Genomic DNA, 12,616 nt, shown 5'->3' with positions numbered 1-12,616 from the left:
CCCGAACCGATGCGCCAGCGAGCGCGAGAAGGCCGCCGAGCGCAACCATCGCAACGCGGGGTTTCCAGGGGCTCGGCCCCCGGAGCAGATATGACGAGGGGCCGAGGTTCGCGCTTTCCGCGAACACACGGCCCCTGCCACTCGTGGACCATACGTGGCAGATCCGAACCGCATACCCGCAGCTCAGGGCCCAATCGTCACGCTGCCGGCCGTCCGGCACCGCACATCCTGACCGTTTCAGCGACCACCACCAGCCGTAGCGGCGCCGTCCTGGCCCAATCCATCGGCAACGGCGCTCCGGCCATGCTCACCCGACCACCACTCGCCGATCATGACGGCGAGCGGACGACCTGCTGGGGGTTGCCGCGTCCGTGCAGGGCGGGCACGCCACTGTTGCGCTGGTGGTCGGGAAGGTGTGCTCCTCGAAACGGCAGCAGAACGCGCTGACCAGCGCGATCAAGGAGTACGGTGCGCTGCGCCGTACGGTATCTGGCCGACGAGACGTACCGGCGGCGGATCGCCCGGCAACTGAACAAGGGCGAGAACTTGCACGCTCTGCGCCGCTCCCTCGCGTACGCCGGCGAGGGCGGGCTTCGGCGCCGGTGCAGGGCGGCCACGCCGAGGCCGTGATACTCCGTCGACCAGCAGATAGTCGAGTTGGCGGCCAGGATCAGGCCTGACGCCGACGCCACCCGGCCGGGCGGCAACACCCCCGGATCTGCGTACGCCCGGCGGTTCAGGCGCCCTTGCCGCGGCTGCCGTATGCCACGGTGCGGGATCTGTGGTACGAGGCCTGACCTGCCTGTTGGCTGACCCGCGGGAGCTGCGACGGGCCAGAGGGCGGCGGATGCGTCATGCCGGCCGGATGAAACCGGAATGACCAACCGCACAATCTCCCGTCACCATGAAGGCTTGTTCAATTGCTAACCTTTGCAAGTCGGAATTTGCCGCCAACGCCGCCGCGGCGGCGGGCGTGGAATGGGGGTGAGTGGGCGTGTCTGTGCCGGTGTACCAGGCCAAGGCCGAGCTTTTTCGCACCATGGGTCATCCGGTGCGGATCCGGGTGCTGGAGGTGCTGCAGGACGGGCCAAGTCCTGTTCGGGACCTGCTCGCCTTGATCGAGGTGGAGCCGTCGAATCTGTCCCAGCAGCTCGCGGTGTTACGCCGGGCGGGGCTGGTGACCTCGACCCGGGAAGGCTCGTTAGTGGTGTACGCGTTGAGCACGACCGACGTGGCGGACCTGTTGGCCGCCGCACGGCGAATCCTTGGTGCGGTGCTGACCGACCGCGACGGGCTGTTGGCGCAGCTGCGCAGCCAAGGGCCGCAGTGAGCGTCGCCCAGGCGGCCCGGTCGCTGGGTGCCCGGTTCGGCGCCCTGCTGCCGCAGCGCAGCGACTGGGCGGCGGCGCGCCGCGCGCCGCGCGCCGACCTGCTCGCCGGGCTGACGGTGGCGGTGGTGGCGTTGCCGCTGGCGTTGGCGTTCGGGGTCACCTCCGGGCTCGGCGCACAGGCCGGGCTGGTCACCGCGGTCGTCGCCGGTGCGGTGGCCGCGGTGTTCGGCGGCTCGAACCTGCAGGTGTCCGGGCCTACCGGGGCGATGACGGTGGTGCTGGTGCCGGTCATTGCCCAGTTCGGCGCCACCGGGGTGTTGATGGTCGGCGTGCTGGCGGGGGTGATCCTCATCGGGCTGGCGGTGGCCCGCCTTGGCCGCTACGTGCGGTACCTGCCTACTCCGGTGATCGAGGGTTTCACCGCCGGTATCGCCGTGGTCATCGCGTTGCAGCAGCTACCGGCCGCGCTCGGCGTCGCGGACGCGCACGGTGACAAGGTGTGGCAGGTGGCCGCCGATGCGGCCGTCCGCTTCGCCCGCGACCCGCACCCGGCCCCCATCGCGGTGGCCGTGGGTGTCGCGGCGTTGATGCTGCTGGGGGCGCGCTGGCGCCCCGGCGTGCCGTTCTCGCTGCTCGGGGTCGCCGCGGCGACGGTGCTGGCCGAAATCACCCCGATCGGGCTGGCGCGTATAGGTGTCCTGCCCGCAGGTGTGCCGGTGCCGTCGCTGAGCTTCCTTGATGTCCACGCCGTGCAGATGCTGCTACCCGCCGCGGGCGCGGTGGCCACGCTGGCCGCGTTGGAGAGCCTGCTGTCGGCCACCGTCGCCGATGCGATGAGCGTCAACGAACGACACGACCCCGACCGGGAACTGTTCGGTCAAGGGCTGGCCAACCTCGTCGCGCCCGTGTTCGGTGGGATCCCCGCCACCGCGGCGATCGCCCGCACCGCCGTCAACGTGCGCGCCGGCGCCCGCTCGAAACTCGCGTCACTGACCCACGCGCTCGCCCTGGCCCTCATCGTGCTCGCGGCCGGGCCGCTGGTCGGGCACATCCCCCTCGCCGCGCTCGCCGGGGTCCTGCTGGCCACCACCGTGCGCATGGTCGAGGCGGGTTCCCTGCTGGCCCTGGCCCGCTCCACCCGCGGCGACGCGGTGGTACTGATCCTCACCTTCACGGTGACCGTCGTATGGGACCTGGTAACCGCCGTGGCGGTCGGTATCGGCGTCGCCATCGTGCTGGCGCTGCGCGCGGTCGCCCGCACCGCCCGCCTCGAACAGGTACCCCTGGAGCCCGGCGATCACAGCGCCGAGGAACACGCCCTGCTCGCAGAACACATCGTCGCCTATCGCCTCGACGGGCCGCTGTTCTTCGCCGCCGCCCACAGCTTCCTGCTGCAACTGACTGAGATCACCGACGTACGGGTGGTGATCCTGCGCATGTCGCGGGTGTCGACCGTCGACGCGACCGGCGCGCACGTGCTCGGCGACGCCATCAACCGCTTGCAACGCCGCGGCATCACCGTGCTGCTGTCCGGCATTGCCCCCGGCCACGAGGAAATCCTGAGCACCCTCGGCGTCGCCGAACAGCTACGCCGCGACGGGCGGGTCTTCTCCGACACCCCCGCCGCCATCACCTACGCCCGCACCTACGTCCTGCACCACTCCACCAGCGAACCGGGACCGCCGCCCCACGCCGCCGGACACCGCGGTGGCGGCGGATACGAGGACGGCACCACCACCCACACCGCGACGCGCGGACAGCAGCCGCAGACCGCCCCATTCCAACCCCCAGCCCCCGGAGCGTCTCCATGCGACTACTGCTGATCGGCCCCCCAGGCAGTGGCAAAGGCACCCAGGCCGTGCGCATCGCGCAGCACTACGGCATCGAGCACATCTCCAGCGGTGACCTGCTGCGCCACCACGTCGCCGAGGGAACCACCATCGGCCGGACCGTCGCCGCGTGCATCCACCGTGGCGATCTCGTGCCCGACGGCATCGTCATGGACATCCTGCGCAAGCCCGTCGAAGCCGCGACCAGGCGCGGCGGCTATATCCTCGACGGCTTTCCCCGCACCGTCGCCCAGGCCCAAGCCGCGTACCGGGTCGCAGGACCGCTGGGCACCGGGGTACGCATCGCCGTCTACCTCACCGCCGGACGTCGCCAACTGATGACCCGGCTGCTGGCCCGCGGCGCACAGAGCGGCCGCACCGACGACACCGAACAGGTCATCAGCCACCGCCTCGACGTCTTCGACGCCGCCGCCAAACCACTGGTCGACTACTACCACCACCGCGAAACCCTCATCACCATCGACGGCGAACGCCCCATCGACGACGTCACCCGCACCATGATCGATCACCTCGACCAGGCACGACGCCAGCTCGGCCTGCCCGAACACCCCACCCCGCCCCAGCCGATCGTGGAACACCCCCGGGACGCCTGCCGGTGCTCGCCGCGACAGCCCTCAACGCGGACCGGCCGCGCCGGCGCCACACCCGTCCCAGCCACCCACGACAAAGCACCGCGGTCTCCCCACGATGGATGGACCCATACCGCAGCACACGGCGGCCATGCGGACGAACCCCCGTGCTGACCTACCCTTCCGGGTCACCCTCGCCGCCCATCAACGCCGCCAGCAGCGCCCGGGCGGACCGGTCGGTCAGTTCCGACACCACAGCGGCGGCGCGGGCGTCAAGCTGGTCCCTACCTCTGCTGACGTCTGCGCGATCTCCCACTCGGAACGGCCGAGAAACTCGGGATCCAGTCAGAAAACAAGTCGCGTTCGCACCAGAAACACCAAGATCAAGAACACTCCCATAGCCGCGAAGAGGGCGCGAAGGGCGCATTGTCATTGACGCTGTCGGGTCGCCCTCCGTGCGCGCCTTCGGACAGCCCCGGCCGTCACCCGGGCTGTACGCGGCCGGCGTGGAGGGCCCGTCGGTCTTGGGAGATCACTGTGGCGTCAGCACCCATCTCGGCGTATCGGCGGTGAGTGTCTGACGTGTTCAGCGGGCCGCGGCGTGCTCATCTACTGGCACGTCGAACGCAAGAGCATGGCCATCCACTCCCAGCTCATCTCCTGCACCGCCTCCGAGGTAACCGCCATGGTCGAGGGCGCGATGCGCCACGGCACCACCATGGAGGTCGAGGGCAACTACGTCGACTCCCACGGCCGGTCCGAGGTCGGCTTCTGCACCACCCGGCTGCTCGGCTTCGACCCGCTCCCAGGATCAAACGGGTCAACAAGGTCCGGCTGTACCGGCCGGCCGCCCGGCCTCATGCACCTGGACATCGCTGTGGTCAGCGAGGCGGCGAACCAGAGCCGCGGCAAGTTCAACACTTCGGGCAGCCGGTGTCTCAGCGAACAAGCGCAGATGAATCCGGTCAGACGTACGCACCCGTGCAACGTGACGTGTCTCGACGACGCCCGCACTCATTTGCCGCCGGCCGCGAGCTGGCCGGCGCGCGCTCAGCCCCCACCCCGAACCAGCACACGATTGCGCTGGCCGCTGGCATTGCCTCCTGTGCTGGGAGGCAGGCCGGACGAGACCATGGTTGGACACGAACCGTCGAGGCCCTGCGCATAACCGCAGGTCAAAGCCATCGAGACGGGTCGAACCGGATACCCAAAACGGGCACCCGGTTCGATAACGACTACTCGTGGGCGATACTGGGATCGAACCAGTGACCTCTCCGGTGTGAGCGGAGCGCTCTCCCGCTGAGCTAATCGCCCTCAACGGAGTCAGACTGTACCGGACCGGCGGGCTTTCGCGCGAACCAGGGTCCGGCGCGTCAACCCCCCGTTACGAAGGTCCAGATCACTGCTGCCAGGTCGACGCCCATGGTGAGCTTCACCGACGTCCACAGCACCGCGCAGATGAAGATCAGGCCGGCCAGGCCGATCAGCGCCCGTAGCGGCAGCGGCCGGGAGAGCGCCCAGTGCGTCCAGGCCTGTACGTGTTTCTTGGTGAAGTGCAGCAGGTGTTTGGCCCAGACGAACTCGACGGCCCAGATCGCCAGGCCGAGGATCACGATCGCCCATCCGGGGCCGGGGAACGGAATGAGCACGATGCCCAGGGCCACGACGAGGCCGCCGAGAATTCCAACGCCGATCTTGAGTGCCATCCGGCCGGTCGGATTGGCACGGATCCGGTCGAGCAGGCCTGGAGGTGAGTGTTCCTCGGGCGCCGTTTCGGTCAAGGGGTCGGTTTGGGACATCTCGTTCACTTTCGCGGCAAAGATCGCGTGCTCCCGGTCATTTCATCCCCTAGTGTTCCCCACCCCCGTCACTACCCGGGAGGAATGGACGTTACCGGAGTGAGTCAACTGCTGGACCACCCGACGCCGGGCGGAACCGAGTACTTGGGCAGAACAGGACAAGATACCGTTTAACGGCTCGTTCGGTGGCCTTATCGGAACCGTCTTCCCACTACTGGGTGAGATCAGCGTATGGCGGAGCGTAATGACAGGGATCACCTGAGTATGGGAAACGCGGGGTTCACCAGCCTCGCAGCGGTGCCGGGGGGAGTTCGTCCATGAGTACCATTCGTCCAACGACCGTCGAGGTCGAAACCTCGCTGCGGCTCGTAGCGCCAGACGCCACGGCTCTGCCCGTGCGCGCCAGTCTGCGGTACGACCCAGCCGACCCGTACGCGGTCCACGTGTTGTTCCACGCAGAATCAGCCGGTGGGGAAGCCGTTAGCTGGTCCTTTGCGCGGGAACTGCTCGTGACCGGGCTTGATGAGCCTGCGGGGATCGGGGACGTCCGGGTGTGGCCGTGGGCCACGCCGCGGGGCGACTTCGTTGCCCTGGCGCTGTCGTCACCCGACGGCAACGCCCTGTTCGAAGTGCCGCGCAGTGTCCTGGTCCGGTTCCTGCGGCGCACCTATGTGGTGGTGCCGCGCGGCCGGGAGTCCGAACACCTGGACGTGGACGCCGCGGTCAACCGGCTGCTCGCCGGTCGTTAGCGACAGGAATTACCGGGGCGACCCGCACGGACACTGCCGGTCCGCGCGGGTCGCCTTTTACATGCCGGAACACCGCGGAAGACGATCGCGCCCAACGCGGCGAGAAACGGACATACAACCAGTGAAAGCGTATTCGCGGACAGAAAGCGAATAGCGCTACACCGCGTACCTTTATGTCCGATTTGGCCAATGTTATCGGGGGTCTCCCGGACGATAAAGTCCGCTCTCCGAGTTCCCACGTGCATCGCTGGTCACGGCCCGCTACGGTCGGCCTCGATGGTCACCGCCGGTCCGCGACTCGTCAGGTCCGCACCCGCCCCGAACTGGGCGGGCGTCGGAACCTGGACGCTGCCGGAGACCGAGCTGGCGATCCCGCATCCGGCACCGCGCCGGCTGCCCTATCACCTGTTGGCACTGACCACCGCCGGACACGGCACGGTCGAGATCGACTTCGCCGCCCACCCCTGCCGGCCGGGCACCCTGCTCTGGATCCGCCCGGGCCAGGCGGTGCGCTTCGGTGCCGAGCCCGGGCTGGACGCGGCGCTGGTCGCCTGGGACCGCGACCTGCTCTCGGCCGCGGAGGTGGCCGGCGTGCCCGTCGACGATCTGCCCGGGCCGAACCGCTGGCAACTGGCCGGCGAGGACGCCGACGCGGTGATCACCGAGGTGGCACAGCTGGGCGTCGACTGCACCCGGCACTCGTCCGGGGTGGTCGCCGCCGCCCTGCTGCGTCATCAGCTCGCCGTTCTGTTGCTACGGATCGCCCTGCTCACCGATTCCCCCGACGGTTTCGGCGGCACGGCGACCTCGGAGGGCCGGACCTACGCGCGGTTCCGCCGCGACCTCGAGGACGGCCACCCGCACAGCCGGCGGGTCGAGGACTACGCGGCGCGGATCGGCTGCTCGGTGCGCACGCTGACCCGGGCCTGCCTCGCGATCACCGGCCGCAGCGCCAAGCGGGTCGTCGACGACCGGGTGGCGCTCGAGGCGCAACGCCTGCTGGCCTGCACGGATCTCTCGGTGGCCGAGATCGGCCGGCGGCTCGGCTTCGGCGAACCGACGAACTTCGGGCGCTTCTTCCACCGCGAGGTGGGGCTCAGCCCGGGCGCGTTCCGGATCGGCGCGGCGCAGCGGATGCCCGACCAGGTCCCCGACGACGTCGCCGACATCGGGGCAAGGGTGCCGTCTCAGCGACTGGCCAATGACTGAAGGTAATGCCCGAATTCCCATATTTCCCGGGGTGCGCGAGGACGACGGGCTCTGACGCGGCATGATGGTGGTGTGCAGATCTCCGCGCGCGGCGACTACGCGGTACGGGCGGCGCTGAGCTTGGCCAACGCCTACCCGGCCCTGATGTCCGCCCAGGCCGTTGCCCAAGACCAGAACATGCCTCGGAAGTTCCTCGAGGCGGTTCTCGCCGACCTGCGCCGTGCTGGGGTGGTCAGAGCTCAGCGCGGCGCCGAGGGCGGCTACACATTGTCACAGTCCCCACGGGACATCACGATCGGCCAGGTGCTGCGGGCCGTCGACGGCCCGCTCGCGGGCGTCCGCGGGCTGCGCCCCGAGGAGACGCAATATTCGGGGGCGGCGGAGAACCTGCCGAACCTCTGGGTGGCGGTGCGATCCGCCGTGCGCGAGGTGGTCGACGAGGTGAGCCTGGCCGAGCTGATCAGCGGCCGCATGCCGGCCCACGTCCGCAAGCTGACCACCCGGCCCGACGCCTGGCAGCCGCGGTAGGACGTTTGCCGAGATCGAAGATCGGGAACCTTCCGGCCAACCGGCTCACCACGGAAGGGTTATCCCAATGGGCATCATGTTCCGCAGTCGCAAGAAGTTCGGGCCGCTGATCCTGAACTTCACGCAGCGGGGATTCTCGTCCTGGTCCATCAAGATCGGCCGCTGGTCGTGGAACTCCAAGGCGCGGGCACACCGCGTCGACCTGCCCGGTCCGCTGTCGTGGAAGCAGGACAAGTCCAGCTGACCGCGTCAACCGGCGGCGATCACCACGTCGCCGCCGAGCCTGCCGTGCTCCGGCCGCCGGGTCACCGACCCGGCGGTCAGCAGGGCGTGCAGCACCCGGGTGGCGTCCGCGGCCCGGTAGACGGTCTCGGTGAGTGCGAAGGTCCGTAGCTCGGTCACCGTCGCCTCGCCCACCTCGGCGAGATGGCCGAGCAGTTCCCGGCGTAACGGCCCGGGGTGCGGGTTGAGCGATATGTCGATCAGGTGCCGCTCCGGGTCGCCCGGATCGCGGTAGCGGACCCCCGCGTACTCGTCGACGGCCCAGATCGTGTCCTTGAAGCCCTCGAGGCTCTTGCCCGAGGTGGTCGCGAAGACCAGCACCTCGCCGGGCGCCTCGTCGACGGCCAGTTCCACCGCGGCGACCAGCGGGAATCCCGCGGCGCTGAGCCCGGCCCGATACTCGTCCGCGGCGTACCCCTCGGCCCGCAGCACGATGATCGCCTCCGCGGGCCGGCCCGCGGCGAGGGCCGCGACGGTGGCCGGGGCCGGCGGTCCACCCGCGGCGGTCGCATCCAGAAAACCCAGCAACGGTACGCGGGCAGAGCCGGCCGCCTTCAGCGCGACGGCGAGCGCGGCATCGGTGCCACCGGCGACGGTGTGGACGATCAGCCCCGCCGCCGCGTCGGCGGCCTGCTGCACCGCGGCGAGCCGGCGACCGACCTCGGCGGTCTGCTCACCGACCGCCACCATCGTCAGTTCCCGGCCTCTGACCAGGTCGGACTGTTCGGCGAACACGCGCAGCGCCGCCTCGGCCAGGTCCGGCCCGGCGTCGGCGTATCCGTGCGCGTAGGTGGCCCGGCGGGCCCGGTGCAGCGCGGCGGGCGCCCAGGCCTCCAGGTGGCGTACGAGAATCTCACGCTTGACGTTGGCGACGCTGTCAGCGGTCATAACCGAGTTATACGGCGTCCCGTCCGGGCAGTTCGGACCGGGTCCACGGACCGAGGGACTTGTACCTAGGGTGGCTGAACAGCCACTATGAGGCACGTGGCACCTCCGCTCGCCGAACTGACCGCCCAGGCGCAGACACTGTCCTCCGCAGGCGACCTCGCCGGTGCCCGGGACGTGCTCGCCCACGTGCTCGATCCGGCCGATGTCGACCCGCAGCGCGCCTCCCCCGATCTCGCGCTCGCCGCGGCCCTGCAGGCCCGCATCCTGATCGCCCTGGGCGATCCGCACGGCGCGCGGACCTGGGCCGGCTTCGCGCACGCCGCCGAGGAGCGCCTGCACGGCCCGCAGGACGAGCGCACCGTCGCCGCGGCGGCCACCCATGCGGCGGTCCTGCACCGGGTCGGGAACCACGGCCGGGCGGCCCAGCTCTACCTCGACCTCGTCGGCGAGCTGACCGCATTGGACGGCAGGCTGTCGCCGCGGGTGCTGGCGGCCGAGGCCGACCTGGCCACCGCCGAGCACGCGGCGGGAAACTGCACCGCCGCGCGCACCCGGCTCGCCGACGCCTGGGCCCGGCACCACGAGGGCTACGGCGACGCTGCCCCGGCCGGGATCAAGATGCTGGCCCGGCTCGGCGCGATGGAGCGCGAGTGCGGCCGCGACGGCGAGGCGCAGGCCCACCTCGCGCAGGCGCAGGAGCTGTGCGCCCGCCACCTGCCGCCCGATCACCCGCTCGCCCAGCAGGTCGCCCGGCTCGCCGGCGCGCCGGCCACGGGTCGCCACGTGTGCGGCCGGGTGCAGAGCTCGACCGGGCCGACGTCCGGCGGACCGGCGTCCGGCGTGACCCGGGTCCCGGCCACGACCAACCCGGGCGTTCATCCGGTACGCCGGGACCCGGCCGGGCCCGGCGACCTGACCGGCCGGCACGCCCGCCCGGAACCGCCGCTCACGCTGCCGCTGACCTCCACGCCGCCCGCACAGGCCGCCGCCCCGATCCAGGAACAGGTGCCCGCCGAGCCGGCGCCCGCCGTGCGGCCGCCCGACGAGGAGGCGGAGCACGCCGGGCCGCCGGCGCCCCTGCCGCCGCAGGCCTGGACCGTGGAGCCGCCCGGCCCCTGGCCGCCCGACTCGTTCCCGCCCGACGCCTACCCGCCCGACGCCTATCCCCCGGGACCGCGCCTGCCCCGTCAGGTGGGAGACCCGGCCATCGAGCAGGCGCCCGACCGCCGGCTGCCCGTACCGGTGCGCAAGCCCGACTCGCGCTCCTCCCGGCAGTCGCTCGTCCTGGCCGCGGTGCTCGTCGCCGGGATCGCGGTCGCGGCCGCGATCGTGGCCGCGACGCTGCCGGGCGGCGGGCAGGAAGCGGCGACGGGTGCCACCGCCTCCGCGGCGCCGGCGGCGCCGGCGCCGGCACCGCCGACCAGCGCCTCGCCGTCGAACGCCGCGGTGGCGCCCGCGGGGGTGCGGCTGAAGGACAACCGGGACAGCGTCTCGCTGACCTGGCGTTACCCGAAGGGCTCGGAGGGACCGGTGCTGATCTCCGGCGGCCGCACCGGGCAGGAGCAACGGGCCTTCCAGCAGCTGCCCGCGGGCACCACTGACTACGTCGTGTACGGGCTGAACAAGCAGACCGACTACTGCTTCACCGTGGCCGTGGCCTACACGGTCGACCAGGTCGCCGCATCGAAACCCGTCTGCACGAGGCGCAACTAACAACCGATTCGCAACCGGCCGCAACCTCAGCAATCACCGCGGGCACCCGATCGGAGCAGTGCCAGGGACCGACCGGGACCCACGGGGAAAGCGGGACGCGATGACGACGGAGGCGACAGCAGCGGTCGGCGCCGTGGCCACCGGCGACCATGCCGCGCTCGCGGCGACCCTGGCGGAGCTCGAGGCACGCCCGCGGTCGCAGTTCCGCACCGTGGCCGCGCCCGCCGCCGTCGCCGAGCGTAAGGCCACCGAGCTGGGTGACGAGGCGCTGGCCATGCGCGCGCGCCTGCTCCGCGCCAACGCCCTGGTCCGCGAGGGCAAGTCCGAGCAGGGCGGCCGCTGGGCGCATCAGGTGCTCGCCTGGTCCCAGCAGCACGGCAGCCCGTTCCTGCTGTCCCGCGCGCACCGGGTGCTGTCGGTCTTCTACCGGCAGATCGGCGACGTGTCCGAGGGCCTCACCCACGCCGTGCAGTCCGTGGCCAACCTCACCGACGACGAGCCCCCGGCCGTCCGCGCCGGGCACCTGCTGGCGCTCGCCACGGCACTGGACGAGAGCGGCTCGATCGAGGAGGGCGACCGGCGCTTCCGCGAGGCGCTCGCCCTGGCCACGGCCGAGGGCGATCTCGAGCTCACGCTCAACATCCTGAACAACATGGCCTTCACGGCCTACGAGAACAACGACGAGCCCGGCGCCCGGGACCTGGTCGCGCACATGCGGGCCGTGCAGGCGCGCGGCGGCCGGGCGTTCGGAACGCTGGAGCTCGACACGATCGCCCGCATCGACATGATGAGCGGCAACTACGCGGCGGTCGAGGAGAGCCTGCACTCGCTCGTCGACAGCGCGCGGTCGACGGTCGTGAGCCTCGAGGGCGACACCTCGGCGGTGTGCCTGCTCACCCTGGCCGAGGCGCGCCGGCTGGACCGGCGCTACGCCGCCGCCCAGACCGCCCTGGACGCCGCGGTGCGGCTCGCCGAGGATCGCGGCCTTGATCGGGTACGGGCGCAGGCCAACGAGGAGCAGGCGGCCCTGTACGCGGCCACCGGGCGCTTCCGCGAGGCGTACGAGGAGCACCGCGCGTTCCACTCGGCGGCCACCGCCCTGCACTCGACGCAGCGTGAGGCGCAGGCGCGGGCGCTGCAGGCGGTCTTCGAGGCTACCGAGGCGCGGCGCGCGAGCGAGCACTTCCGGGAGATGGCCCACCGCGACGCGCTGACCGGCCTCTACAACCGGCGCTACGTCAACGAGCGGCTGCCGGCCCTGCTCGGCGAGGCCGTCGCCACCCGGACGCCGATCTCGGTGGCGATCCTCGATCTGGACCACTTCAAGCGGGTCAACGACACGCTGTCGCACAGCACCGGCGACCAGGTGCTGCAGAACGTCGCCCAGCTGCTGCTGGAGGCGGTGAGCGGCTCGATGATCGCCGCGCGGATGGGCGGCGAGGAGTTCCTGCTGGTGCTGCCGGGCATGGACGCGCGGGAGGCGACCGAGCGCTGCGAGCGGCTGCGGCTGCGGATCCGGGCGCACGCCTGGGAGCCGATCACCGGCGCGCTGTGCGTGACGACCAGCATCGGCGTGACCACGTCGGCCGAGGGCCGGGCCACCCCGTCGGCGCTGCTGTCGCTGGCCGACCGCAACCTCTACGTGGCCAAGCGCGAGGGCCGCGACCGGGTCGTCGCCGACCAGTGAGCGGGCTCCGCC

The 12,616-nt window shown here is 71.3% G+C and carries 11 protein-coding genes, 1 tRNA gene and 2 pseudogenes; 11 read left to right on the top strand and 3 right to left on the bottom strand.

The window, feature by feature from the left end:
* Positions 1 to 344 precede the first annotated feature (344 nt).
* From AB0F10_RS14645 to AB0F10_RS14625, 5 genes and pseudogenes are all read left to right on the top strand, one after another.
* Positions 345 to 600 (top strand): annotated as a pseudogene (locus tag AB0F10_RS14645) (Tn3 family transposase); the annotation flags it as partial.
* Positions 601 to 994: 394 nt separating this feature from the next.
* Complete coding sequence (locus AB0F10_RS14640) at positions 995 to 1,330, top strand: metalloregulator ArsR/SmtB family transcription factor (RefSeq protein ID WP_360623851.1); 336 nt, start codon at positions 995 to 997, stop codon at positions 1,328 to 1,330.
* A complete protein-coding gene (locus AB0F10_RS14635) occupies positions 1,327 to 3,153 on the top strand; it encodes a SulP family inorganic anion transporter (protein WP_360623849.1) in 1,827 nt (608 codons plus the stop codon). The genes AB0F10_RS14640 and AB0F10_RS14635 overlap by 4 nt, the downstream gene beginning before the upstream one ends.
* Positions 3,138 to 3,923, top strand: coding sequence for an adenylate kinase (locus AB0F10_RS14630; protein WP_360623847.1), 786 nt, complete (start codon positions 3,138 to 3,140; stop codon positions 3,921 to 3,923). Before AB0F10_RS14635 ends, AB0F10_RS14630 begins: the two co-directional genes overlap by 16 nt.
* A 418-nt stretch (positions 3,924 to 4,341) precedes the next feature.
* Positions 4,342 to 4,598, top strand: a pseudogene (locus AB0F10_RS14625) (Tn3 family transposase); the annotation flags it as partial.
* A 393-nt stretch (positions 4,599 to 4,991) separates the two neighbouring features.
* Here AB0F10_RS14625 and AB0F10_RS14620 read toward each other — a convergent pair.
* Positions 4,992 to 5,063, bottom strand: a tRNA-Val gene (locus tag AB0F10_RS14620).
* 59 nt (positions 5,064 to 5,122) lie between these two features.
* A complete protein-coding gene (locus tag AB0F10_RS14615; protein ID WP_360623845.1) occupies positions 5,123 to 5,548 on the bottom strand; it encodes a TIGR02611 family protein in 426 nt (141 codons plus the stop codon).
* Positions 5,549 to 5,865: 317 nt separating this feature from the next.
* Here AB0F10_RS14615 and AB0F10_RS14610 point away from each other — a divergent pair, with 317 nt between their 5' ends.
* From AB0F10_RS14610 to AB0F10_RS14595, 4 genes are all read left to right on the top strand, one after another.
* A complete protein-coding gene (locus tag AB0F10_RS14610) occupies positions 5,866 to 6,297 on the top strand; it encodes an SsgA family sporulation/cell division regulator (protein ID WP_020514863.1) in 432 nt (143 codons plus the stop codon).
* Positions 6,298 to 6,573: 276 nt separating this feature from the next.
* Positions 6,574 to 7,506, top strand: coding sequence for an AraC family transcriptional regulator (locus AB0F10_RS14605; RefSeq protein WP_360623843.1), 933 nt, complete (start codon positions 6,574 to 6,576; stop codon positions 7,504 to 7,506).
* Between the two features lie 72 nt (positions 7,507 to 7,578).
* On the top strand, positions 7,579 to 8,034 hold the full coding sequence (locus AB0F10_RS14600) for an Rrf2 family transcriptional regulator (protein WP_360623841.1): 456 nt from the start codon (positions 7,579 to 7,581) through the stop codon (positions 8,032 to 8,034).
* 67 nt (positions 8,035 to 8,101) lie between these two features.
* The gene (locus tag AB0F10_RS14595) at positions 8,102 to 8,278 is read left to right on the top strand and encodes a DUF4236 domain-containing protein (protein ID WP_360623839.1); all 177 of its coding nucleotides are present in this window, start codon (positions 8,102 to 8,104) and stop codon (positions 8,276 to 8,278) included.
* Positions 8,279 to 8,283: 5 nt separating this feature from the next.
* On the opposite strand, the gene AB0F10_RS14590 is transcribed toward AB0F10_RS14595, so the two are convergent.
* Positions 8,284 to 9,204 (bottom strand): hypothetical protein, encoded by a 921-nt coding sequence (locus tag AB0F10_RS14590; RefSeq protein ID WP_360623837.1) that lies wholly within the window; start codon positions 9,202 to 9,204, stop codon positions 8,284 to 8,286.
* Positions 9,205 to 9,291: 87 nt separating this feature from the next.
* On the opposite strand from AB0F10_RS14590, the gene AB0F10_RS14585 reads away from it, so the two are divergent.
* Both AB0F10_RS14585 and AB0F10_RS14580 read left to right on the top strand, forming a co-directional pair.
* A complete protein-coding gene (locus AB0F10_RS14585; protein WP_360623835.1) occupies positions 9,292 to 10,917 on the top strand; it encodes a fibronectin type III domain-containing protein in 1,626 nt (541 codons plus the stop codon).
* Positions 10,918 to 11,017: 100 nt separating this feature from the next.
* Positions 11,018 to 12,604, top strand: a complete 1,587-nt coding sequence (locus tag AB0F10_RS14580) for a GGDEF domain-containing protein (RefSeq protein ID WP_360623833.1) — start codon at positions 11,018 to 11,020, stop codon at positions 12,602 to 12,604.
* Positions 12,605 to 12,616 lie beyond the last annotated feature (12 nt).

Origin of the sequence: Actinoplanes sp. NPDC026623 (genome assembly GCF_040638275.1) — a bacterium.
Lineage (GTDB): Bacteria > Actinomycetota > Actinomycetes > Mycobacteriales > Micromonosporaceae > Actinoplanes.
The sequence above is the reverse complement of the archived record's forward strand: the minus strand, read 5'-3'. Positions and strand labels throughout refer to the sequence as shown.